The sequence below is a fragment of the Sphaerisporangium corydalis genome (genome assembly GCF_025506355.1).
GTDB classification, from domain to species: domain Bacteria; phylum Actinomycetota; class Actinomycetes; order Streptosporangiales; family Streptosporangiaceae; genus Sphaerisporangium; species Sphaerisporangium corydalis.
In genome coordinates this window covers 1-23,092 of sequence record NZ_JANZYP010000091.1, presented here as the reverse complement: position 1 = coordinate 23,092, position 23,092 = coordinate 1, and the positions used below count along the sequence as shown (strand labels likewise).

16 protein-coding genes and 1 tRNA gene are annotated in these 23,092 nt (G+C 72.6%); 8 read left to right on the top strand and 9 right to left on the bottom strand.

Annotated features, from left to right (window positions below):
- Positions 1 to 63: 63 nt before the first annotated feature.
- Positions 64 to 1,581, bottom strand: coding sequence for an FG-GAP repeat protein (locus NYZ98_RS38285; RefSeq protein WP_262849827.1), 1,518 nt, complete (start codon positions 1,579 to 1,581; stop codon positions 64 to 66).
- Positions 1,578 to 3,881 (bottom strand): serine/threonine-protein kinase, encoded by a 2,304-nt coding sequence (locus NYZ98_RS38280; RefSeq protein WP_262849825.1) that lies wholly within the window; start codon positions 3,879 to 3,881, stop codon positions 1,578 to 1,580. The genes NYZ98_RS38285 and NYZ98_RS38280 overlap by 4 nt, the downstream gene beginning before the upstream one ends.
- A gap of 145 nt (positions 3,882 to 4,026) precedes the next feature.
- Between NYZ98_RS38280 and rsmA the strand changes: the two genes are divergently transcribed.
- On the top strand, positions 4,027 to 4,884 hold the full coding sequence (rsmA, locus tag NYZ98_RS38275; protein ID WP_262849859.1) for a 16S rRNA (adenine(1518)-N(6)/adenine(1519)-N(6))-dimethyltransferase RsmA: 858 nt from the start codon (positions 4,027 to 4,029) through the stop codon (positions 4,882 to 4,884).
- Between the two features lie 83 nt (positions 4,885 to 4,967).
- On the opposite strand, the gene NYZ98_RS38270 is transcribed toward rsmA, so the two are convergent.
- Both NYZ98_RS38270 and NYZ98_RS38265 read right to left on the bottom strand, forming a co-directional pair.
- Entirely contained in the window at positions 4,968 to 6,521 is a 1,554-nt protein-coding gene (locus NYZ98_RS38270) for an FG-GAP repeat protein (RefSeq protein ID WP_262849823.1), read from the bottom strand.
- A complete protein-coding gene (locus NYZ98_RS38265; RefSeq protein ID WP_262849821.1) occupies positions 6,518 to 7,996 on the bottom strand; it encodes a serine/threonine-protein kinase in 1,479 nt (492 codons plus the stop codon). Before NYZ98_RS38265 ends, NYZ98_RS38270 begins: the two co-directional genes overlap by 4 nt.
- A 199-nt stretch (positions 7,997 to 8,195) precedes the next feature.
- Here NYZ98_RS38265 and NYZ98_RS38260 point away from each other — a divergent pair, with 199 nt between their 5' ends.
- Together NYZ98_RS38260 and NYZ98_RS38255 are read left to right on the top strand one after the other, a co-directional pair.
- Positions 8,196 to 9,155, top strand: coding sequence for a 4-(cytidine 5'-diphospho)-2-C-methyl-D-erythritol kinase (locus tag NYZ98_RS38260; protein ID WP_262849819.1), 960 nt, complete (start codon positions 8,196 to 8,198; stop codon positions 9,153 to 9,155).
- Positions 9,156 to 9,214: 59 nt separating this feature from the next.
- Positions 9,215 to 11,014, top strand: a complete 1,800-nt coding sequence (locus NYZ98_RS38255) for an ABC-F family ATP-binding cassette domain-containing protein (protein ID WP_262849817.1) — start codon at positions 9,215 to 9,217, stop codon at positions 11,012 to 11,014.
- Between the two features lie 133 nt (positions 11,015 to 11,147).
- On the opposite strand, the gene NYZ98_RS38250 is transcribed toward NYZ98_RS38255, so the two are convergent.
- Positions 11,148 to 11,624, bottom strand: coding sequence for a MarR family winged helix-turn-helix transcriptional regulator (locus NYZ98_RS38250; protein ID WP_262849857.1), 477 nt, complete (start codon positions 11,622 to 11,624; stop codon positions 11,148 to 11,150).
- A gap of 198 nt (positions 11,625 to 11,822) precedes the next feature.
- Here NYZ98_RS38250 and NYZ98_RS38245 point away from each other — a divergent pair, with 198 nt between their 5' ends.
- On the top strand, positions 11,823 to 12,602 hold the full coding sequence (locus NYZ98_RS38245) for a trans-aconitate 2-methyltransferase (protein ID WP_262849814.1): 780 nt from the start codon (positions 11,823 to 11,825) through the stop codon (positions 12,600 to 12,602).
- Between the two features lie 42 nt (positions 12,603 to 12,644).
- Positions 12,645 to 14,141: a CYTH and CHAD domain-containing protein gene (locus NYZ98_RS38240; protein WP_262849812.1), complete on the top strand. Its 1,497-nt coding sequence runs from the start codon at positions 12,645 to 12,647 to the stop codon at positions 14,139 to 14,141.
- Positions 14,142 to 14,336: 195 nt separating this feature from the next.
- Here NYZ98_RS38240 and NYZ98_RS38235 read toward each other — a convergent pair whose 3' ends face one another.
- The 4 genes from NYZ98_RS38235 to NYZ98_RS38220 form a co-directional block, all read right to left on the bottom strand.
- Complete coding sequence (locus NYZ98_RS38235; RefSeq protein WP_262849810.1) at positions 14,337 to 15,230, bottom strand: NUDIX hydrolase; 894 nt, start codon at positions 15,228 to 15,230, stop codon at positions 14,337 to 14,339.
- Positions 15,223 to 17,316 carry an RNA degradosome polyphosphate kinase gene (locus tag NYZ98_RS38230; RefSeq protein ID WP_262849808.1) on the bottom strand — a complete coding sequence of 698 codons (2,094 nt, stop codon included), beginning with the start codon at positions 17,314 to 17,316 and terminating at the stop codon, positions 15,223 to 15,225. The genes NYZ98_RS38235 and NYZ98_RS38230 overlap by 8 nt, the downstream gene beginning before the upstream one ends.
- Before the next feature lie 61 nt (positions 17,317 to 17,377).
- Complete coding sequence (locus tag NYZ98_RS38225; protein ID WP_262849806.1) at positions 17,378 to 18,514, bottom strand: TetR/AcrR family transcriptional regulator; 1,137 nt, start codon at positions 18,512 to 18,514, stop codon at positions 17,378 to 17,380.
- Positions 18,515 to 18,653: 139 nt separating this feature from the next.
- The gene (locus NYZ98_RS38220) at positions 18,654 to 19,595 is read right to left on the bottom strand and encodes an acyl-CoA desaturase (protein WP_262849804.1); all 942 of its coding nucleotides are present in this window, start codon (positions 19,593 to 19,595) and stop codon (positions 18,654 to 18,656) included.
- Between the two features lie 506 nt (positions 19,596 to 20,101).
- Here NYZ98_RS38220 and NYZ98_RS38215 point away from each other — a divergent pair.
- From NYZ98_RS38215 to NYZ98_RS38205, 3 genes are all read left to right on the top strand, one after another.
- A tRNA-Gln gene (locus tag NYZ98_RS38215) sits at positions 20,102 to 20,174 on the top strand.
- Positions 20,175 to 20,357: 183 nt separating this feature from the next.
- Positions 20,358 to 21,824, top strand: coding sequence for a bifunctional UDP-N-acetylglucosamine diphosphorylase/glucosamine-1-phosphate N-acetyltransferase GlmU (gene glmU / locus NYZ98_RS38210; protein WP_262849802.1), 1,467 nt, complete (start codon positions 20,358 to 20,360; stop codon positions 21,822 to 21,824).
- Positions 21,825 to 21,989: 165 nt separating this feature from the next.
- Entirely contained in the window at positions 21,990 to 22,967 is a 978-nt protein-coding gene (locus tag NYZ98_RS38205) for a ribose-phosphate diphosphokinase (RefSeq protein ID WP_262849800.1), read from the top strand.
- The last annotated feature ends 125 nt before the right edge of the window (positions 22,968 to 23,092 follow it).

The following is a 23,092-nucleotide window of genomic DNA, read 5'->3' as shown; positions in this document are numbered from 1 at the left end:
AGCGGGGCCGCCCGGGTGACCCGGTGGCGGGAGTGTCCCTCCGAGGGGGGCGACGTGGGGAGATCACCCGCTGACGGAGGCGCCGAAGTCGGCGGAGGAGCCGCCGGGGACGGCGGGGACGCCCGCCCGGCCGGGGATCAGCAATTTGGCCGGGCCGCCGTCCAGGATGATCGCGACGGCGCCGCCGGGTGAGGTGCGCTCGTCCGGCACCCCGGCCACCAGCCCGGCGCCGGGCGCGAAAGCGTCGGGCGCGCCGAACGCGGCGACCGACCAGCCGAGGTGGTCGTAGGCCTGCGGCTTCTCCTTGCCGAGCAGCCGCCCGGCCTGGTCGCCGTTCAGGTAGACCTCGAAGATCGTGCCCGCCTCGGCCCCGCCCTGGGAGCCGAAGGGGCTGCCGATCGCCAGGCACAGGGAACCGGCCTTCCCCACCATGGCCAGCGACCAGCCGAGCGCCGCCTTCTGCTGCGCGGGCTGGCCGGCCAGGCCACCGGCGCCGAGGCGGATGCTCTTGGCGGGCTTCACCGCGCCGCTCGGGTCGAGCTCGAACGTCTGCACCAGCCCGGAGTCCGGCACGCCCGCCATGTCGGCGAGGGGGGCACTGGCCGCCAGGTAGGGCTTGCCCTCGAACTCCGCGTAGGCGATGGCGTACCCGTAGCGGTCGCCCGCATGCTCGGTGACGTCCCGCACCGAGTCCGGGATCCCCCACTTCGTACTGGTGAACGTCTGCCCCGCCTCGGCGACGTCGTAGATGATCTCGACCGAGCCGGTGTCGGCCTTGCCGGCGTCCCCGCTCTGCTTGCCCGCCCCGTCGTCGTTCTCGTACGGGGAGCCGATGGCCACGTCGAGCGCGTCGGCCGACCCGCCGAGGCGGCCCAGCACCAGCGACCAGCCGAACATGTCCCCGCCCTCGCCGTTGCCGACCACGCCGTCGGACTCCTGGGTGACGCGGTGCGCCGCGCCGGGAGCCCCGTCGGCGTCGGCGGCGTAGGCGTAGATCGCGCCCGAGTCGGTGGTGGCGTCGGCGTCCTCGTACGGCGCGGACACCACGATCGTCCCGCCCGGCCGGGACGGGGACCTGGCGGCGGCCAGGGCCCAGCCGAAGTGCGCGTTCCGCTCCGGCCGGGGTGGCGTGATCGTGGTGATCGCCTCCGGGGGCACCCGCCCGTCGTAGGCGCCGCCGCGGATGACGTACGCGATGCCCGCGTCGGCGGTCCCACCGGCGTCCGCGTAGGGCGCGCCGACGATGACGTCGAGGCAGCGGTCGCCGTCGACGTGCGCCGTGCGCACCGTCCACCCGAAGGCGTCGCCCGCCTTGCCGTCCGGGGCGGTCACCACGACGCCGTTGCCGGTGCCCTCGCCGCCGGTGGGCAGGATGTGCACCGACCCGGCCCCCTGGACGTTCCCGGCGTCCGCCAGCGGGTCGCCCACGGCGACGTCGTCGCGGCCGTCACCGTCGAAGTCGTTCGGGCCGGCGTTGGAGCAGTCGGCGGCGGCCTCGGCGCGCGGCACCACCACCCCCGCGAAGGATGTCGCGAGAAGCCCCGCGAGCAGCGGGGACACGAGAGCCGAACGCCACGTCACAGCCGTACCTCGATCGTTTGCGAGTCGGAGATGCGCATCTTGAGCGTCGCCGCGCCGCGTCCCTTGGGCAGGTCGTACACGAAGACGCCGTCGACCTTCGCGCCGGGTTCCAGCGTGCCGGGCACCGCCGTGGAGACCCCGGCGGCCTCGTGCTCGCCACCGGCGTCGTCCACCAGCGTCGGCGCCGTCGCGGCGGTCGTCGCGGGCGTGCCGCCGGGGTTGACCAGCGTCCACCTGACCTCGCAGAACAGGCCCTGCGGCGCGTCGGCGCCCGGGTAGGAGGTCAGGCCGCACCGGGCCGGGCGGGGGACGACGAACTGAGGGTCCTCGATGAAGGAACCGGCCGTGTAGCGCCTGCCCACGTCGTTCTCGTGGGTCGGCGCGGGCGTGGGGCGCGCGGAGACGGCGGAGACGTCGGTGGCCCGTACCGTCGACCGGTTGTTCGCCACGACGGCCAGCACGCCGCCGGTGACCAGGAGCCCCACGAGCACCGTCAGCGCGGGGATCAGCCACTTGCGGGAGCGGCTCGGGGGCGCGCCCTGCTGGGCGGGCACCGGGGACGGCATCGTGACGGCGTCCGTCCCCACCGGCGGCCGTGTGTCGCCCGGTCCCGGGTCGAGAAGGCCCGCAGGCGGGCCCGCGTTGGTCTGCCCGTCCCGGGCACGAGGGTCGATGACCTTCGTGCCCGATCCGCCCCGGCCTGAGCCGTCCGGACCGGGAAGGTCACGGGTGGCCGCGCCCGTGTCGGGGAGACCTCGGGTGGCCGCTTCGTTCCCCGCGAGCCCCTGGGTGGCCGCCGCGCTCTCGGGGAGGTCCTGGGTGGGCGCGTCCGGGGTGAGCAGGCCGCGCGTGGAGACGTCCGTGTCGGCTAGGCCCTGGTTCGCGGCGTCGGGGACTTCCGGCGAGGGGGTCTCACCGGTCGTGACGCCGGACGAGGGGGTCTCACCGGCCGCGACGGCGGGCGAAGAGGTCTCACCGGTCGTGCCGCCGGGCGCCGGGGCCGTGGGGCGGGCGGTGCCGGCGGGGGCCGGCCGGGAGGCCTCCGGGCGGAGGGGGCTCGCGGGGTTCGGCAGGGAGGTGAGCTTGGGCCGGTAGGCCATGCCGGGGATCACCAGGCCCGGCTGGGTGTCGTCGGTGTCGGCGATGGAACCGGACTCGGCGATCGTGCCGCCCGCGGCGTCGGCGCCCTTCCCGTCCGGGACGCTCTTGGCACCGCCGCTCCCGACCCCCGGGATGCTCTTGGCAGCGCCGCTCTCGGCGCCGCCGGGGGTCCGGTCACCACCGGGGGCCTTCGCGGCGTCACTTCCGGTGCCCTTCGCGGCGTCGCCGCCGGGGGCCTTGACCGCGTCGTCGACGGCGGCCGCCGCGACGTTGGCGGGCGGCTCCCAGGACTCGTTGAGCATCTCGGTCGCCACGAGCGTCGGCGGGTCGACGGGCGCGGCCAAAGTCGGCGGGTCGGCGAACTCAGGGCGTCCGAGGTCGCCGCCCACCAGCGCGATCAGCAGGTCCTGGGCGGACGGCCGCCGCTGGGGGTCGCCGTGGGTGGCCAGCCGCACCAGCCGGTCGAGGGGCGCGGGCAGGGTGCCGAGATCCGGCTTGCCGGTCAGCACGCGGCCCGCGAGGGTGATCATGTCGCCGCGCCCGTACGGGTGCCGGCCGTTGCCGGCGTAGGCCACCAGGCAGCCCCAGGCGAAGATGTCGGCCGCGGGGGTGATGTCCTCGCCGCGTACCTGCTCGGGCGCCCACCAGCCGGGGCTGCCGAGCAGCTCGCCCGACTGCGTGACGCCGTGCGTCGCGTCGAGGGCGCGGGCGATGCCGAAGTCGATCACGCGGGGCCCCGACATCGAGAGGATCACGTTGGCGGGCTTGAGGTCGCGGTGGACCAGCCCGGCGACGTGGATGGCCGCCAGGGCCGCCGCCACGCCCAGCGCGACGCCGTGCAGCGTTCCGGCCTCCAGCGCGCCGTATCGGGTGATCTGGGCGGAGAGCGGGGTCCCGGCGATGTACTCGGTGACCATGTAGGGCGTGCCGTCGTCGGCGTTGCCGTTGTCGAGCACCTGCGCCGTGCAGAACGACGCGACCCGCCGGGCGTTCGACACCTCGGCGTGGAATCGCTTGGCGAAGCCCTCGTCCACGGTGAACTCGGCCTTGACCACCTTGACGGCCACGGAGCGGCCGGTGGGGGCCTCGGCCAGATACACCGTGCCCATGCCGCCCTGGCCGAGCCGGCCGAGCAGCCGGTAGGGCCCGATCCGCGGAGGATCGCTCGGGCGTAACGGTTCTATACCGGCACGGTCCATTGACGACGCCTCCTCACTTCCCGGCGCGGCCACATTACCCATGCCCACTTTCCTCCCACTTGAAGATCGGTAACGACTGCGCTGTCCTACTTGAGGTGATCTGTCACCTTCCTCTGGAGACTGTTCGGTGCGGGACACTGTGTGGATGGGCAGTTCAATTGTTAACCTGCTTGGTCCGGTAGAAATACGTAATTTGGCGGACAAGCTCGATCTTCGTCCGACCAAACGGCTCGGGCAGAACTTCGTCATCGACGGCGGAACGGTCCGGCGCATCGTCCGGGTGGCCGAACTGTCGCCCGACGACGTGGTGATCGAGGTCGGGCCCGGCCTCGGGTCGCTGACGCTCGCGCTGCTCCCCGAGGTGCGGCGGGTGGTCGCGGTCGAGATCGATCCCGCCCTGGCCGCCCAGCTCCCGCTGACGGTCGCCGAGCGGGCCCCCTCGCTGGCCGGGCGGCTGACCGTCGTGCGCGCCGACGCGATGCGCGTACGGCCCGAGGAGCTCGGCCCCGAGCCCACGGCGCTGGTGGCCAACCTGCCGTACAACGTGGCCGTGCCCGTGGTGCTCCACCTGCTGGAGCACCTTCCCTCGCTGCGCAGGGGGCTGGTGATGGTCCAGGCCGAGGTGGCCGACCGCATGGCGGCGGGCCCGGGCTCCAAGGTGTACGGCGTGCCCTCGGTGAAGGCGGCCTGGTACGCCGACGTGCGTCGCGCCGGGCCCGTCGGCCGCACGGTCTTCTGGCCGGCGCCCAACGTCGACTCCGGGCTCGTGGCGATGACCCGCAGGGAGCCGCCGAGCACGACCGCCTCCCGCGAGGAGGTGTTCGCGGTGATCGACGGGGCGTTCGCGCAGCGCCGTAAGACCCTGCGGGCCGCCCTGGCCTCGTGGGCGGGCACGGCCGCCGCGGCCGAGACGGCGTTGCGCGCCGCGGGCATCGACCCGTCGGAACGCGGAGAGCAACTCCGCGTCGAGGACTTCGCCAGGATCGCCGAGAACCGCCCCTGACCCACCGGACCGGGGGCATCCGCCCGGGCATTCCCGCCGCCCCCCGGCATCCCCCGGGACTCCCGCCGCCCCTGGGGCCCTGGTCATCCGGCGACGGCGGCGCCGAAGTCGACTCCCTGGGTCGCGCCGTGCTCCGTCCGGCCGAACAGGGCGACGCGCCCGTCGCCTGGGGCCAGCATCCGCACCGGGCCGTCGCGGGGCGGGACGAGCGCGGCGGCGCCGGTCCTGTTCCGGTCCGGCACGCCGACGACCAGCCACCCGTCACCCGCCCCGCTGACCGCCCACCCGAAGTGGTCGTAGGTCTGTGCGCCGCTCGCCCTGACCAGCCGCCCGGCGGCCGGCACGGGCGCCGGGGAGCCGGGCGGGCGTCCCGTCTGGGCACCGGTCGCCGAGAGCGCGATGACGTGCACCGCGCCGGTCTCGGGACGCGTGCCGTCGCCGTCGAACGGGGCGCCCACGACGAGATCGGGTCCGGAGAACGCCAGCGAGAACCCGAACTGGTCGCCCGGCTCGGAGGTGTCCGCCATACCGCCGGCGCCCTGGACGAGGATGCCCGCCGGCCGCAGTCCGCCCCCGGCACGGCCGCCCGTGATGAGCTGGACGGCCCCGGCGTCGCGCTGACCGGCCGCGTCGGCGTGCGGGGCCCCGGCGGCCAGGTAGGCCGAGGTGCCGTCCTGCCCGTAGGCCAGGGAGTAGCCGAACAGGTCGCCCGCCTTGGCCGTCAGGGTGCCGCCGGCCAGCTCAGACAGATCCCAGCCGTCGCCCCGGTAGAAGGTCCCCTGGCCGGCCAGGGCGTCGTACACGACGGTCACCGCGCCCGAGTCGGGCGTGGGCGCCCCTCCGACGCCCCTGTCCTCGTACGGCGCGCCGACGGCCAGGTCCTGGGCGGGCCCCGCGCCGAGCGAGCCCAGGGCGACCGACCAGCCGAACAGGTCGCCCGCCTCGCCGTCGCCCGGCACGCCGGGGGTCTGCTGGGTGAACCGGCGCGGCGGTGCCGGCCGCCGCCCGTCGGGGCCGCCGAAGGCGTACACGTAGACCGCGCCGGAGTCGGGGATCCCGTCGCCGTCCTCGTACGGCGCGCCCACGGCGACCGCGCCGGGGGAGACGGCCAGCGACCAGCCGAAATGGGCGCCGTTGCGCTGCTCGGGGGCGCGCAGTTCGATCCTGCCCGCGTTCGCGCGGCCGAAGTCGCGTCCGCCCCAGTAGATGTAGGCGTCACCGGCCCCGGGCACCGGGGTCGCCCGGCCGCCGGCGCCCTCGGTGACCTGGCCCGTCCAGTACGGGGACGCGACCACCAGGTCCAGGCAGCGGTCGCCGTCGATGTGGCCCGCGCGGGCCACCCAGCCGCCCAGGCCGCCGACCCGGTCGAACGGCGCGCCGCTCACCTCGGGGAACCCGTTGGCGGTGCCGCGCAGGAAGAACAGGTGCCCGCCGCCGGCCCACGTGCCCGGCGGGTCGCCGAAGGGGTCGCCGGCGACGACGTCGTTCCTGCCGTCCCCGTCGAAGTCGGCCGTCCCCGCGTTCGCGCAGTCGCCGGGCGCGGAGGTCTGTGATCCGTGCGGGGTGGTGGCTTCGTGCGCGGGGGCAGTGGTGAGGGTGCCCGCCAGTATGGCCAGGGCGAGCAGGAGCCGCCTCACACGCGCACCTCGATGGTCTCGCCGCCGCTGACGACCGGCCCCGCGAGGGCGACGGCGCGCAGCCCGGCGGCGATGACGTACTCGCCGCCGAAGACGAGCGTCTGGCCGGGCCGGACGTCGGCCACCCCGCCCGCCGGGACCGCGCCGCCCGCCCCGGGAAGCGGGTCGCCGGCCCGGACGACGCGGCTCACCTTGTGGCGCCCGGCCCGGTCGTCGACGAGGTCGAGCGGGCCCGCGAGCCTGATCGTCGACCCGCCCAGGTTCAGGACGAACCACTCCGCGTGGCAGGTCTGCATGCCGGCCGCCAGGTGACCGTCCTCGTAGGCCGGCCCGCCGCACCCGGGAGGGTCGTGCAGGACGATCTGCAGGCCCTGGTCGCCCACCAGGACGCGCCGCCCGACGTCGTCGGCGCGGAGCGGGCCCGCCGCCTCGCCGTCCAGGGGATGCCCGCGTACCCACAGGACCGCGGCCACCAGGGCGAGCGCGGCGCCCAGGGCGACCGTCGCGGCGGCCCACCGCGACCCGCGCCGGCGTCCCCGGGCGGCGGGCGCCGGCGGGGTGCCCGCCGCGCGCAGGTTCTCGGGCGGCTCCCACATCTCCTCCAGCACGTGGGTGGCGGGGCCGTCGGAGGCGGAGTCGCCCCCGATGAGGGCGAGCAGGAGCTCCTGCGCCGTGGGGCGGGCGGCGGGGTCGCGGTCCAGGGCGCGGCGGACCAGACGGTCGAGCTGCTCGGGCAGGCCGCGCACGTCGGGTTCCTCGTGCATGGTGCGGTACGCCACCGTCATCGGGTCGCCGGTGCCGAAGGGGTGGCGCCCGCTGCCCGCGTGGGCGACCAGGCACCCCCAGGCGTACACGTCGGTCGCCGGGGTGACCGGCCGGCCGTCGATCTGCTCGGGGGCCCACCAGCCGGGGGTGCCGACGACCTCGCCGGTCAGGGTCGGGCCGGTGAGGCCGTCCAGGACGCGGGCGATGCCGAAGTCGATGACGCGCGGCCCGGTCGTCGAGAGGATCACGTTCCCGGGCTTGAGGTCGCGGTGGACCAGCCCGGCGGCGTGGATGGCGGCGAGCGCGGCGCAGACCCCGAAGGCCACGCCGACCAGGGGGGACTCCTCCAGCGGGCCGTACTCGGCTATCTGCGCGGACAGCGGGGTGCCGGAGATGAAGGCCGTGGCCATGTAGGGCCGGCCGTCCTCGGCGATCCCGTCGTCGAGCACCCTGGCCGTGCAGAAGGACGCCACCCTGCGCGCGCTGGCGACCTCGGAGCGGAACCGGGCGGCGAACCCCTTGTCCTCGGTGAACTGCCGTTTGACCACCTTCACGGCCACCTGGAGGCCGGTCGAGGACGTGCCCAGGTAGACGGTGCCCATGCCGCCCTCGCCCAGGCGCCCGACCAGCGTGTAGGGCCCTATCTCGGTGGGATCGCCGTCTTTCAGCGGGGAGGCGATGCTCTGCCCGTCGATGGTGCTCTCCTTCACCCGTCACCCCGTAGCCCCGGACGGTCACGGTACAGACATTCGATCTCGGCTGTCCGGTCGTTTGTCCTAGTGATAGGGACTTGTCGCATATCTGGCAGTCTGTACCGTGCGGTGCGGCGGGGGCTCCCGGGTGACCGGCAGGGGCCGTCGCGGAGTCGTTCGCCGGATCCGCCGGGGCGGAGGGTTACCATCGGGTCCCGTGACTTCCGTGACCGTCCGTGTGCCCGCCAAGGTCAATCTGCAGCTCTCCGTGGGCCCGCCGCGCGACGACGGCTATCACGACCTCGTGAACGTCTTCCACGCCGTCTCCCTGTTCGACGAGGTCACCGCCTCCGACGACCTGGCGGCCCGCCCGGGTGACGCGCCCGCCGTCGTGTCCGGCGGCTGCTCGGTCACGGTCGCCGTCGAGGGCGAGTCCGCCGACCAGGTCCCGCTCGACGGCGGCAACCTCGCGGTGCGGGCCGCCCTCGCGCTCGCCGCCCGCGCCGGACGGCCGCCGGGCGTCCGCCTGCTGATCCGCAAGACGATCCCGGTCGCCGGCGGGATGGCCGGGGGCAGCGCCGACGCCGCCGCCGCCCTGGTGGCCTGCGACGCGCTGTGGGGTCTCGGACTGGCCCGCGAGGACCTGATGGACATCGCCGCCGACCTCGGCAGCGACGTCCCGTTCGCCCTGCTCGGCTGCACCGCCGTGGGCACCGGGCGGGGGGAGAGGCTGGTGCCCGTCGAGGTCACCGGCCGGTTCCACTGGGTCTTCGCGCTCGCCGAGGGCGGCCTGTCGACCGCCAAGGTGTACTCCGAGTGCGACCGCATGCGCGAGGCCAACGGCGAGCAGGTCGGCTGGTCCCAGGCCGGCGAGACCCTGATGGCCGCGCTCGCCGCCGGGGACGCCGAGGCGCTCGGCGGGGCGCTGGTGAACGACCTCCAGCCCGCCGCGCTGATGCTGTGCCGGCCGCTGGCGCGCACGCTCGAAGCGGGCCGGGAGCAGGGCGCGCTCGGCGCGCTCGTGTCGGGATCCGGGCCGACCTGCGCCTTCCTCGCCGGGTCGGCGGACCAGGCGGCCGCGCTGGCGATGGCGTTGGAGGTCGCGGGCGTCTGCCGCTCGGTCGTCACCGCCTACGGCCCCGTCCCCGGAGCCGCCATCATCCCCGCCCGCCCCTGACGCCGCGTCCCCGGTGGCGTGCCCTGGCGTGGGTGGGCTGCGGATAGGCTTTGGGGGCGATGAATCTGGTAAACCTCGAATCGGTCTCCCATGCCTACGGTCCGAAGCCCCTGCTCGGTGACGTCTCCCTCGGCATCGAGGCGAGTGACCGAGTCGGCGTCGTCGGCCGTAACGGCGACGGCAAGACCACCCTCATCTCCGTGATCGCCGGCACGGTGAAACCGCACGGCGGCCGGGTGACCCACACCCGCGGCCTGCGCATCGGCTTTCTGTCCCAGGGCGACGACCTCGATCCCGCCATGACCGTGCGGCAGGTCGTGCTCGGCGACCGCGCCGAGCACGAATGGGCCGGCGACCAGGCGACCCGGGAGATCCTGGCCAACCTCCTCGGCGACATCGAGCTGGAGGCCAGGGCCGGTGAGCTGTCCGGTGGCGAGCGCCGCCGCACCGCCCTGGCCCGGCTGCTGATCGAGGAGCACGACCTGGTCATCCTCGACGAGCCGACCAACCACCTCGACATCGAGGCCATCGCCTGGCTGGCCGGCCACCTCTCGGCCCGCAGGTCGGCCCTGCTGGCCGTCACCCACGACCGGTGGTTCCTCGACGCGGTGTCCACCCGCACCTGGGAGGTCGTGGACGGCACCGTCCAGCGCTACGAGGGCGGTTACGCGGCGTACGTCCTGGCGAAGGCCGAGCGGGCGCGCGTCGCCCAGGCCACCGAGGACCGCCGCCAGAACCTCATGCGCAAGGAGATCGCCTGGCTGCGCCGCGGCCCGCCCGCGCGCACGTCCAAGCCCAAGTTCCGCATCGACGCCGCCCAGGCGCTGATCGCCAACGAGCCGCCGGCGCGTAACACCGTCGAGCTGGTGAAGTTCGCCTCCGCGCGCCTCGGCAAGACCGTCTACGACCTCGCCGACGTCACCCTGCACGCCGGCGGCCCCGGCGAGGGCCCGCTCGTGCTCGACCGGTGCAGCTGGCAGTTCGGCCCCGGCGACCGCGTCGGGCTCATCGGGGTGAACGGCTCGGGCAAGTCGACGGTGCTGCGGCTGCTCGCCGGGTCGGTGCGCCCCGACTCCGGCAGGCTCGTCCAGGGCAAGACCGTGCGGCTGGCCCACCTGTCCCAGGAGCTGGCCGAGCTGGACCCCGGGCGGCGGGTCCTGGAGACCGTCGAGGAGATCCGCAAGTTCATCCAGGTCGGCAAGCGTGAGTGGACCGCCTCCCAGTTGCTGGAGCGTCTCGGCTTCCGTGGCGACGCCCAGTGGAAGGTGGTCGGCGACCTTTCTGGCGGCGAGCGGCGCCGCCTGCAGCTCCTGCGGCTGCTCATGGACGACCCGAACGTCCTGCTGCTGGACGAGCCCACCAACGACCTCGACATCGAGACGCTGAACGAGCTGGAGGACCTGCTCGACGCCTGGCCGGGCACGCTGATCCTGGTCAGCCACGACCGCTACTTCCTGGAGCGGGTGACCGACCGCAGCGTGGCCCTGCTGGGCGACGGCAGCCTGTCGCTGCTGCCCGGCGGGGTCGACGAGTACCTCCAGCGGCGGTCGGCGGGCGCGGCGCTGACGGCGCGGGCCGGTTCCGCCTCAGCGGGGTCGCCCGCCGAGCCGCGGGAGGCCGCGCCGGCGCAGGGGCCGTCGGCCAAGGAGCTGCGCGAGTCCCAGAAGGAGCTGTCCCGGCTGGAACGCCAGCTCGACAAGATCAGCGGGCGTGAGGCCACGCTGCACGCCGCCATGGCGGACGCGGCCTCCGACTACGGCCGGCTGGCGTCCCTGGACGCCGAGCTGAAAGATCTTCAGGCGCAGAAGGAGTCCGTCGAGCTCGAATGGATGGACCTGGCCGAGAAGCTCGGCGAGTGACCCTCTAGCGCGGTCCGGAGGCGCCCGGGGCTCGGCGCCGTCCCCGGGTCGTTCCGGGTCGGACGGACCTCCAGGGGTCGTTCCGGGTCGGACGGACCGTCCAGAGGTCGGTCGCGGCCGGGAGGCGGGTCGGTCAGGCGCCGTTGGCGGCCGAGTCGAACGGGACCAGCATGGTGCGGAGCAGGGCGGCCAGTGTGCGCTGCTCGTCGGCGTCCAGGCTCGCGAGCAGCTCCCGCTCGCGCCGCAGCAGGTCGGCGAAGGCCTCGTCCACGCGCGCCCGTCCCAGTTCGGTGAGCGACACCAGCACCCCGCGCCGGTCCTCGGGGTCGGGCCGGCGGCGGACCAGCCGGGCGGCGGTGAGCCGGTCGATGCGGTTGGTCATCGTCCCGGAGGTGACCAGGGTGGCGCGGAGCAGGGCGCCGGGGCTCAGCTCGTACGGCTCCCCTGACCTGCGCAGGGTGGTGAGCACGTCGAACTCCCAGGGCTCCAGGTCGTGCTCGGCGAAGGACGCGCGCCGGGCCCGGTCGAGGTGCCGCGCCAGCCGGGACACCCGGCTGAGCACCTGGAGGGGCGACACGTCGAGGTCGGGACGCTCCTGGCGCCACGACATGACGAGCTCGTCCACCTCGTCCCGCGCGGAGTCGCCGGCGGACCCCCGCGCGAAGTCTCCGGCGGACCCCCGCGCGAAGTCCTCGGCGGACCCCCGCGCGGAGTCTTCGGCGGACCCGTCGCTTCGGCGCGTCGTCGTCATGGCGCCGAGTCTAGCTCTCTTGACATCGAGACATCTCTCCCGATAAAAAGTATCTTGATGTCAAGAGATATGTGGGATCCCGCCGTCTATGGCCGGTACGCCGGAGAGCGTGCCCGCCCCTTCTTCGATCTCGTCGCCAGGATCGGCGCCGACGACCCCGAGTACGTCGTGGACATCGGCTGCGGCACCGGCGAGCTGACCGCCGAGCTGGCCCGCCGCTGGCCGCAGGCCACCGTCCACGGTGTCGACTCCTCGCCCGCGATGATCGCCAAGGCCCCGCCAGGACCCGAGTTCAGCGTGGGCGACGCCCGCACGTGGGACCCCGGGCGCCCGGTCGACGTGATCGTCTCCAACGCCGTGCTCCAGTGGATACCCGAGCACCGCGAGCTGCTGCCCCGCTGGGTCGGGCACCTCCGGCCGGGTGGCTGGCTGGCCTTCCAGATGCCGGGCAACTTCGACGCCCCGAGCCACCAGATCATCCGGCGGGTCTGCGACTCGGCGGCCTGGCGGGACGAACTGAGCGACCTCGTCCGGTACCAGCCCGCGGGCGACCCCGCGAGCTATCTCGCGCTGCTGGCCGGGCTCGGCTGCGAGGTCGACGCCTGGGAGACGACCTACGTCCATCTGCTGTCCGGCGAGAACGCCGCGCTCAACTGGATCATGGGCACGGCCCTGCGGCCCATGCTGGACCATTTCGGCCCCGATCAGGAAAGGCGCGACGCCTTCCTGGACGACTGCGCTGTGGCGCTGACCACGGCATATCCGCGCGAGCCGTACGGCACGGCCTTCCCCTTCCGCCGGATCTTCGTCGTGGCGCGGCGGCCCTTGCCCAGTTAAACGTGACATTATGGGCGAAAGTCGGCTGATTGCGGGGTGGGCATGGCGATCGAGATCGAGGACAAGTTCGATGTGCCGCGAGACTACGAGGTGCCCGCGCTCACCGGGGTCCCCGGCTGCGCCGAGGTCGTCGACATGGTCACCCACCGGCTGACCGCCCTGTACTTCGACACCGCCGACCTGCGCCTGGCCGCGCGCGGGATCACGCTGCGGAGGCGGCGCGGGGGCGAGGACGCCGGCTGGCACCTCAAGCTCCCGAAGGCCAGAGGGGTGCGCGACGAGATCGCCCACCCCCTCACGCGCAGCGCCAAGATCGTGCCGCGCGAGCTGGCCGACCTGGTCCAGGCGTACACCCGGGGCGAGACGCTCCACCCGGTCGCCGAGCTGGAGACGCTCCGCAAGGTGACCAGCCTGCGCGACGCCGGCGGGCGGCCGCTGCTGGAGGTCGCCGACGACCACGTCAAGGGCACCGTGTTCGGCGCCGTCTTCGGCGCGGACCGGCACGTCGACCGCTGGCGCGAGATCGAGGCCGAGCTGATCGGCGGGGACGCCGCCGTCCTGAAACGGACCGGAAAGCTCCTGCGCAAGGCCGGCGCGGTCCCCGCCTCCTCGCAGAACAAGCTCGCCCGCCTGCTGGGCCCCCGGATCCCGCCCGCCGCCATCCCCGCCCCTGACGACGGCTCGGCCGGCGCGGTCGTGGTCGGCTACCTCAAGGACCAGGTGGCCGCCCTGGTCGCCCAGGACCCCTACGTGCGGCGCGCGGGCGACGACGCCGTCCACCAGATGCGGGTGGCGAGCCGCCGCCTGCGCAGCGCGCTGAGGTCCTTCTCCGACGTGGTCACCGGCACCTCAGGTATCCAGGACGAACTGCGCTGGATCGCGAACGTGCTCGGCGAGGCGCGCGACCTGGAGGTCATCCGCGAGCGCTTCTCCCGGCTCATGGAGACGCTCGACCCCGTCCTGGTCACCGGCCCGGTCCGCGCCCGGCTCGTCGACGACCTGGCCGAGCGCGAGCACGAGGCGCTCGCGCGCGTGAACGAGGTGATGAGCGGGCAGCGGTACTTCGCCCTGCTCGACCGGCTCGACGCCCTGGTGGCGAACCCGCCGCTCACCCCGCTCGCGATCAAGAGGGCGGACAGGACGCTCGCCCCCGTCGCCCGCAAGGGCTGGCGGCGCGTGGTCAGGAGGTACGAGGCCGCCCAGGCGATCGAGGACGCCGAGCGGCGCGAGATCGCCATGCACGACGTGCGCAAGGCGGCCAAGCGCGCCCGCTACACGGCCGACGCGCTCAGGCCCCTGCTCGGCGAGCCCGCCGCCGTGATCGCCAAGCGGGCCAAGGACGTGCAGGAGGTCCTCGGCCTGTACCAGGACGGCGTGATCGCCCAGCAGATCCTGCTCGACGAGGCCCAGCGGGCCCGGGAGGCGGGCGAGGACACCTTCACCTACGGCCTGCTCGCCGGGCTGGAGCGTGCCGCCGCCGACCGGTCCCACCTGGAGTTCCCCGCCGTCTGGGCCCGGGTGACCGCCGAGGACACCTGAGCCCACCGCCCGGTGCCGCCGGTCGCGATGAGACGACGCCCGACGCCGCCGGTCGCGATGAGACGACGCCCGACGCCGCCGGTCGCGATGAGACGACGCCCGACGCCGCCGGTCGCGATGAGACGACGCCCGACGCCGCCGGTCGCGATGAGACGACGCCCGGCGGCGGTCGGTGCCGCGTGAAATCCGTGCTCGCTAGGTGAGGTAGCGCTCGACGGCGGTGACACGGCCGCCGACGTGGTGCAGGACCGCGATCGCGCCCTTGCGGAGGTGGGTGTCCTCGGCGAAGCCGTCGAAACGGTTCTCGCAGAGGCCGGTGATCAGCTCGGGCAGCACCTTGCCGTGACCGCAGAGCGCCACGGGAGCGCCGTCGTCCAGCAGGGCCAGCGCGAGCGCCAGCGACTGCGCGGTGTCGTACTCGGTCTCGGTCAGCAGCCGCTCGGTGCGGATCTTCAGGGCCTCCCTGGCCGCGTACGGCAGCAGCGTCTGCACGCACCGCCTGCTCGGCGAGCTGACCAGCGCCGACGGCCGGTAGCCGTACAGCAGGTCGGCGACGGTCCTCGCCTGCGCCTCGCCCTCCTCGTCCAGGGGACGCAGGTCGTCATCGCCGCCCCAGTCCTGGCGCGAGCCCGCGTACGCGTGCCTGACCAGCACGAACGGCGTGGTCTCCAGCGGGGCGGCCGTCAGCGCCCTGAGCAGCCCCGCGTCCCACTCGTAGGTGAGCCGGGCCCGCGCCTCGGCGACCGGGAGCCACACGAGCTCGTCCACCTCGTCGGAGGGCTCCTGGGCCACCTCCTCGATGACCTGTGCCACCCAGTAGTCGACCCGTTTGAGCCGCCCGCTCTTCAAATAGTGGACGGGAGGCAGGTGGCGGCCGAGGGCGACGCTGAGCCCGGTCTCCTCGGCCACCTCCCGCAGCGCCCCGGCGATCACGTGCTCGCCGGGCTTCAGCTTGCCCTTCGGGAACGACCAGTCGTCGTACTTCGGGCGGTGGACCACGGCGACCTCGGGATCGAGGGCGTCGCCCCGCCACACGATCGCCCCGCCGGCCCGGACCACGTCCGTGGGATGCACATGGGGTTCAGTCATCGATCGTCCTCCACCGCCGGGTCCCGACCAGATGGGACTGCAGGTCGACGAGCGGCTCGTCGTCGGCGCCACGGTGCCGCCGCACCCACGTGCCGTCGCCGTTCAGCCACCAGCTGCTGGTGGTGTCGGCCATCGAGATGTCGAGGATCTCGGAGAGGTAGGCGCGGTGCTGCGCGCTGCTGACCTTCACCAGCGACTCCACGCGGCGTTCGATGTTGCGGCGCATCAGGTCGGCGCTCCCGATCCAGATCTCCGGCCGCCTGCCGCCGCCGAACTCGTAGATCCGCGAGTGTTCGAGGAACCGCCCCAGAATGCTTCTCACCCTGATGTTCTCCGACAAACCTGGGATGCCCGGACGGAGCGTGCACACCCCTCGGACGATCAGGTCCACCTGGACGCCGGCCCTCGACGCCGCGTACAGCGCGTCGATCAGCGGCTCGTCGACCAGCGAGTTCGTCTTGACCCTGATCCGCGCGGGGCGGCCCGCCATGTGGTGGGTGATCTCCCGCTCGATCCTGGCCAGCAGCCCGCCGCGCATCGAGTGCGGGGCGACCAGCAGCCGGCGGTAGGCCGAGTGGTGGGAGTAGCCGGTCAGGTGGATGAACAGGTCGGTGAGGTCCTCGCCCACCAGCGGGTCCGCCGTGAGCAGGCCGAAGTCCTCGTACTGCCTGGCGGTCTTGGGGTTGTAGTTGCCGGTGCCGATGTGGCAGTACTGGCGCAGCTCCCCGGAGGGCTCCTGCCGGACGACCAGCGCGAGCTTGGCGTGGGTCTTCAGGCCGAGCACGCCGTAGACCACGTGGCAGCCGGCCCGCTCCAGCTTCCGCGCCCAGGTGATGTTGGCGTGCTCGTCGAACCTGGCCTTGATCTCGACCACGACCACGACCTGCTTGCCGGCCTCGGCGGCGTCGATCAGCGCGTCCACGATCGGCGAGTCGCCGCTGGTGCGGTAGAGCGTCTGCTTGATGGCCAGCACGCTGGGGTCGGCCGCCGCCTGCTCGATGAACCGCTGCACGCTCGTGGAGAAGGAGTCGTACGGGTGGTGGACCAGGATGTCCCGTTCGCGGAGGACCGAGAAGATGTCGTCCTCGGCGTGCACGGCCTCGGCCGGGACGAAGGGCGGAAAGGTCAGCTCGCCCCGGTCCAGGTCGGCGATGGCGTGCAGGCCGGTGAGGTCGAGCGGGCCGGGCAGCCGGTAGATCTCGTGGTCGGACACGTCCAGCTCGTCCACCAGCAGGTCCAGGACCGCCTGGCTGATCGTGTCCTCCACCTCCAGCCGCACCGGAGGCCCGAAGCGCCGCATCAGGAGCTCCTTCTCCAGCGCCTGCATGAGGTTCTCGGTGACGTCCTCGTCCACGTCGAGGTCCTCGTTGCGGGTCACCCTGAACACATGGTGCTCGACCACCTCCATGCCCTTGAAGAGCTGGCCCAAGTGGGCGGCGATCACATCCTCTAGCGGGACGAAACGGTCCTTGGAGGCGGACACGAACCGGGGGAGCTGTGAGGGCACCTTCACCCGGGCGAAGACGGTGTGCCCCGTGCTCGGGTTGCGCACCGTCACGGCGAGGTTGAGTGATAGGCCCGAAATATAGGGAAACGGGTGAGCCGGATCCACGGCCAGCGGGGTCAGCACCGGCCGCACCCGCTCGCGGAACAGCTTGCGCATCGCCGTCCGCTCGTCCCTGTCCAGGTCCTCCCAGCGCACGATCTCGATGCCCACGCCGGCGAGCTGGGGGCAGACCTGTTTGTGGTACGCGGCCGCGTGGCGCAGCGCCAGGTCGTCCGCGATGGCGGCGATCCTGGCCAGCTCCTCGCGGGGCTTGAGTCCGCTTTTGGTGCGTAGCAGCAGGCCGGTGGCCATGCGGCGTTTCAGGCCGGCGACCCGGACCCTGAAGAACTCGTCGAGGTTGCTGGCGAAGATGGCGAGGAAGCGCACCCGTTCCAGCAGGGGAACGGTGGAGTCCTCGGCCAGTTCCAGTACCCGTTCGTTGAAATGGAGCCAGCTCTCCTCACGATTGAGGAAGCGCTCCTGCGAGGCGGGAAGGTCGTCGTGTCCTTCAGGGGTCGGTGGCACGATCTCGGCGGACATATGTCCAAAATGCCCTACTTACTTGAACGGCACGTTAACTTTTCAGCAACGACGGTTTTACTTACTCGGGGACTCCGAGGTGCCGCCGGGCGACTTCGCCGCCGTCCGCGCGCTCCTGGCCCTTTTCGGGGTCCTCCTCGGCCCGTCCGGCCTGTTCCGCCTGCTTGGCCTCCTGGGCGCGCAGCCGCTCCTGCTCGCGCAGCTCCTGCGCCTGGATCTTCTCCTGCTCGCGCAGCTCCAGGGCCCGTGCCTTCTCCTGCTCGCGCAGTTCCAGGGCCCGTGCCTTCTCCTGCTCACGGCGCTCCTGCTCCAGCAGCCGTTCCTGCTCGCGCAGCTCGCGTGCCCGCGCCTTCTCCTGCTCCCGCTGGAGCTTCTCCTGCTCGCGCTGCTCGCGGAGGCGCAGCTTCTCCTGCTCCTTGAGCTCCTTCTCCTGCTCCTTGAGCTCGCGTTCCCTGGCCTTCTCCTGCTCCCTGGCCTCCTTCTCGCGCGCCCGCTCCTGCTCCTTGAGCTCCTTCTCGGTGGGCCGGGCGACGCTGCGCAACTCGACGACCGCCGGGAGCTCGATGCGCGTGCGCGTGGACGCGGCGGTGAGCCCCGGGCGCGGCTCCAGCCCGGTCAGGCCGTTCCACGCGAGGTTGACCAGGTGGGCGGCGACCTCCTCGCGGTCGGGCTTGCGCGCGTCCAGCCACCACTGCCCGGTCAGCGCGACCATCCCGACGAGCATCTGGGCGTACATCGGGGCCAGAGTGGGCGCGTACCCCCGGTCGGCGAACTGGTCGGCGAGCACGTCCTCGACCTGGCTGGCGATGTCGTTGATCAGGCTGGCGAACGTGCCGGTGCCCGAGGCGGCGTGGGAGTCGCGCACCAGGATGCGGAAGCCCTCGCTGGACTCCTCGACGTACTGGAGCAGGGCCAGCGCGGCGCGCTCCAGCCGGATCTTCGGGTGGCCCGCGGTCAGGGCCACGCCGACCAGGCTCAGCAGGCGCTGCATCTCACGGTCGACGACGACGGCGTAGATGCCTTCCTTGCCGCCGAAATGCTCGTACACGACCGGCTTCGAGACCCGGGCGCTGGCGGCGATCTCCTCGATGGAGGTGCCGTCGAACCCCTTCTCGGCGAACAGGGTGCGGCTGACGCGAATCAGTTGCTCGCGGCGTTCCTTGCCGGTCATGCGTACGCGCGAGCGGGGTTCGGTCATGGGTCTAATAATGGCCGGAGCCTCGTTCACGGCAACCGCCAACGTGCCTGTTTGGCCGCCTAAATCAAGATTTGAAGGGGCGGAGGGGGTGAGGACAGGGGTTCGGGCCGCCGACCGGCGGCCCGACATAGGGGCTGAGTCAGCCAAGCCGCTTCGCCGCCAGACGCTCAGCGTTGGGCCACCTGACGTCGGTCGCCCAGCCGGCCTGCTCGAACCAGCGGATCACCCGTGCGCTCGGGTCGAGCTGCCCCTTGAGGGCGCCGTGCCGGGCCGAGGTGGGGTCGGAGTGGTGCAGGTTGTGCCACGACTCGCCGAAGGACGGGATGGCCAGCCACCACACGTTGCGGGACTTGTCGCGGACCTCGAAGGTCTCGTCGCCGAAGACGTGACACACCGAGTTGATCGACCAGGTCACGTGGTGCAGCAGCGCGACGCGCACCAGGCTGCCCCAGAAGAACGCCGTCAGCGCGCCCGAGAAGGACCAGGTCACCAGGCCGCCGATCAGCGGGGGCAGCGCCATGGACGCGAACACCAGCCAGGGGAACGCCAGGTGGATGCGGTAGACGTCCTTGTCGTTCATGAGGTCCTTGGCGAACCGCTCACGGTTGGTGCGCTCGGAGGAGAACATCCAGCCGATGTGCGCGAAGATCAGGCCCTTGGTCAGCGCCTTCCAGTCGTTGCCGAAGCGCCACGGCGAGTGCGGGTCGCCCTCCTTGTCGGAGTACTTGTGGTGGCGGCGGTGCGTGGCCACCCAGTCGATGACGCCCATCTCCAGCGACATGCTGCCCGCGATGGCCAGCACGATCTTCAGGGGCCGGTTGGCCTTGAAGGACCCGTGCGTGAAGTAGCGGTGGAGCCCGACCGTGACGCCGAGCCCCGTGAAGACGTAGAAGACGGCGCTGATGGCGACGTCGCTCCAGCCCAGGAAGTGTCCCCAGGCCATGGGAATGGCGGCGAGCAGGGCGATGAACGGCAGCGTGACGAAGATGACGAGCAGGACCCGCTCGAAGTTGCTCTTGGGATCGGGCTCGAGATCCGGCCTGGGTGGCGGCGGGGTCGCGCGGTCTTCGACGACGGTCATGGGCTACCTCACGAGATCGAGGATCAAGTACTACGGGCGTTCCGGAGCTACGTAACCGTAACCTACGCCATCGTAAGTTAGGAATCCCTAAGTTTGTAATGTGGAGAAGATGACGCTTCGGGCGGCATCCGGTGGCGGATCCACGCCTTGCGCATTCATGCCCGTATCTGTTATTGGGACGCGCCTGTAAGGCCAAGAGGCGGGCCGAGATGTGCCAAAGATGGATGCCCGCTCCCGCCGGTCCAGAGCCGTGACCAGCGGGATCGTCCGGGACGGCGCGCCCGCGTCCCGCCCGCGTGATCGGTGCCGCCCGGCCTGGGTGGGACACCCGCTGTGGGGGCGTGGGCGTCCGCCGGGTGGGCGCCGTCCGCCCTCGTCACGCCCGCCGTCCGGCCCGGGACGCCCGCCAGGGTACGGGAGGACCGTACCGGCTGGAGTAATGCGTTGAGCGGTGAGGGGCTGTGGTGGGTATTCTTGTCAGCGCGGTTTGCTGAAGGTCTGATCGGTCCGGCGTTGGGTAATTGGCAGCCCACCTGCCTTTGGAGCAGGGTTGTCCTGGTTCGAGTCCAGGCGCCGGAACTTTTCTCTCGTCTCACCACAGCCCCCTAGTCCCCACGCACTTCCCCGAGGGGGCTGGACCCGTCCCCGCAGGCGGCAGGTATTCTCACGGTGTCGGGTGGGTGGCGGTGTGGCGCCGGGACGGTGGCCGTGCGTCATCCACGCCGTCATGTCTCAGCCGCGACGCCGAGGGAGCCTCAGTCCGTGAGTGTGCCGCGCCCGGCAGCCGTCATCGTCCTCGCCGCAGGCGAGGGGACCCGGATGAAGTCCACCAAGCCCAAAGTCCTCCACGAGCTATGCGGTCGCGCCCTGGTCGACCACATGCTCGCCGCCGCCGAGGGCCTCGCCCCCGAGCGCCTGATCGTCGTGATCGGTCACGCTCGCGAGCAGGTCCAGGCCCACCTCGCCACCGCCGTCCCCGGCGCCCGCGCCGTGGTCCAGGCAGAGCAGAACGGCACGGGCCACGCCGTCCGCACCGTCCTCGAGTCGGTCGGCACGATCAATGGCACGGTCCTGGTCACCTACGGCGACACGCCGTTGCTGCGCACCGAGACCCTCGCCGCCCTGCTCACCTCCCACGCCGCCGAGGGCAGCGCGGTCACCGTGCTCACCGCCGAGGTGCCCGACCCGACCGGGTACGGCCGCATCATCCGCGACACGACCGGCGCCGTCCTCGCGATCGTCGAGGAGAAGGACGCCTCGCCCGAGCAGCGGGCGATCAAGGAGATGAACTCCGGCGTGTACGCCTTCGACGGGCTCCTGCTCGCCGACGCCGTCAAGCGGGTCTCGACCGCCAACTCCCAGGGCGAGGAGTACCTCACCGACGTGCTGTCGATCCTGCGCGAGGACGGCCACCGCGTGGGGGCCCACGTCGCCGCCGACCACGTCGAGGTCGAGGGCGTCAACGACCGGGTCCAGCTCGCCTTCGCCCGCTCGGTGCTGAACACCCGCGTCGTCGAGGCGCACATGCGGGCCGGGGTCACGATCGTCGACCCCGCCACCACCTGGGTCGACGTGACCGTGACCATCGAGCCCGACGCCGTGGTCCGCCCCGGCACCCAGCTCCACGGGCGTACGTCCATCGCCACCGGCGCCGAGGTCGGGCCCGCGAGCACGCTCACCGACACGGTCGTCGGTGCGGGCGCCGTGGTGCGCAACGCCGTCTGCGAGGGCGCCGAGATCGGCCCCGGCGCGTCGGTCGGGCCGTTCGCCTACCTCCGGCCGGGCACCGTGCTCGGAAAGGGGTCCAAGGCCGGCACCTACGTCGAGATGAAGAACGCCCGCGTCGGCGACGGCTCCAAGGTGCCGCACCTCACCTACGTCGGCGACGCCACCATCGGCGAGGGCAGCAACATCGGCGCGTCGAGCGTCTTCGTGAACTACGACGGCGTGTCCAAGCACCACACGACCGTCGGCGACCACGTCCGGGTGGGCAGCGACAACATGCTGATCGCCCCGATCACGATCGGCGACGGGGCCTACACGGCCGCGGGGTCGGTCATCACCAACGACGTTCCCCCGGGGGCGATGGCGGTGGGCCGGGCCAAGCAGCGCAACGTGGAGGGGTGGGTCGCGCGCAAGCGCCCGGGCACCTCCTCGGCGGACGCCGCGGAACGCTCGGCGGCCCCGGCCGAAGGGTCCGGTCAGAGCGGCCAGGCCGGGCATGAGTGAGAGTGAACAGGCCGGCCGGGCGGGTGAGGCCGGCCGGAGCGTCCGGCCTGATCAGGCCGGAGAACACTGGGGGAGCAGCACGATGAACAGGCGTGGCGAGCGAACCGGAAGGCACGGCGGTGTGTCCCGGGCGTGCCCGGCGAACCGCCAGGCAAGGAGTAGGGCATGAGCGGCAAGAAGACCACCGGCGAGAAGCACCTGATGTTCATATCGGGGCGGGCGTACCCCGAGCTGGCGGAGGAGGTGGCGCAGCACCTCGGCATGGAGATCACGCCGACGAAGCTGCACGACTTCGCCAACGGCGAGATCTACGCCCGGTACCTCGAATCGGTCCGGGGCAGCGACGCGTTCGTCATGCAGAGCCACACCGAGCCGATCAACACCTGGATCATGGAACAGCTCATCATGGTGGACGCCCTCAAGCGGGCGTCGGCCAAGCGGATCACCGTGGTCCTGCCGTTCTTCGGCTACGCCCGCCAGGACAAGAAGGGCCGGGGCCGCGAGCCGATCACCGCGCGGCTGATGGCCGACCTGTTCAAGACGGCGGGCGCCGACCGGCTCATGTCGGTCGACCTGCACACGCCGCAGATCCAGGGCTTCTTCGACGGGCCCGTCGACCACCTTTTCGCCCTGCCGGTGCTGCACCGCTACCTCAGCGGCAAGCTCGACCCCGACACCACCACCATCGTGTCCCCCGACACCGGCCGCGTGCGCCTCGCGGAGCGCTGGGCCGACCAGCTCGGCACCCCGGTCGCGTTCATCCACAAGCGGCGCGACCTCGACGTGGCCAACTCGGTGAAGGTCCACGAGGTCGTCGGCCAGGTCAAGGACCGCACCTGTGTGCTGATCGACGACATGATCGACACCGGCGGCTCCATCTGCAAGGCGGCCGACGCGCTGTACGAACAGGGCGCGACGAACATCATCGTGGCCGCCACGCACGCGATCTTCTCCTCGCCGGCGGTGGACCGGCTGAAGAACTCGCGCATCTCCGAGGTGGTCGTCACCAACACGCTGCCCATCCCCGAGGAGAAGCGGTTCGACAAGCTGACCGTCCTGTCGATCGCGCCGCTGATCGCCCGCGCCATCAGCGAGGTCTTCAACGACGGCTCCGTCACCAGCCTCTTCGAGGGCGACAGTTGACTGACGACGCCCCCACCCCCACCCCTCTACCCACCCCCCACAACGACGGCTCCGTCACCAGCCTCTTCGAGGGCGACAGTTGACTGACGACGCCCCCACCCCCACCCCTCTACCCACCCCCCACC

What these genes read in the sequence shown, in the direction of transcription:
- NYZ98_RS38280 (WP_262849825.1), bottom strand. Translation starts at nt 3,881, where the DNA reads ATGGACCGTGCCGGTATAGAACCGTTACGCCCGAGCGATCCTCCGCGG.
- rsmA (WP_262849859.1), top strand. Translation starts at nt 4,027, where the DNA reads ATGGGCAGTTCAATTGTTAACCTGCTTGGTCCGGTAGAAATACGTAAT.
- NYZ98_RS38255 (WP_262849817.1), top strand. Translation starts at nt 9,215, where the DNA reads ATGAATCTGGTAAACCTCGAATCGGTCTCCCATGCCTACGGTCCGAAG.
- NYZ98_RS38250 (WP_262849857.1), bottom strand. Translation starts at nt 11,624, where the DNA reads ATGTCGTGGCGCCAGGAGCGTCCCGACCTCGACGTGTCGCCCCTCCAG.
- NYZ98_RS38245 (WP_262849814.1), top strand. Translation starts at nt 11,823, where the DNA reads ATGTCAAGAGATATGTGGGATCCCGCCGTCTATGGCCGGTACGCCGGA.
- NYZ98_RS38240 (WP_262849812.1), top strand. Translation starts at nt 12,645, where the DNA reads ATGGCGATCGAGATCGAGGACAAGTTCGATGTGCCGCGAGACTACGAG.
- NYZ98_RS38235 (WP_262849810.1), bottom strand. Translation starts at nt 15,230, where the DNA reads ATGACTGAACCCCATGTGCATCCCACGGACGTGGTCCGGGCCGGCGGG.
- NYZ98_RS38230 (WP_262849808.1), bottom strand. Translation starts at nt 17,316, where the DNA reads ATGTCCGCCGAGATCGTGCCACCGACCCCTGAAGGACACGACGACCTT.
- NYZ98_RS38225 (WP_262849806.1), bottom strand. Translation starts at nt 18,514, where the DNA reads ATGACCGAACCCCGCTCGCGCGTACGCATGACCGGCAAGGAACGCCGC.
- NYZ98_RS38220 (WP_262849804.1), bottom strand. Translation starts at nt 19,595, where the DNA reads ATGACCGTCGTCGAAGACCGCGCGACCCCGCCGCCACCCAGGCCGGAT.
- NYZ98_RS38205 (WP_262849800.1), top strand. Translation starts at nt 21,990, where the DNA reads ATGAGCGGCAAGAAGACCACCGGCGAGAAGCACCTGATGTTCATATCG.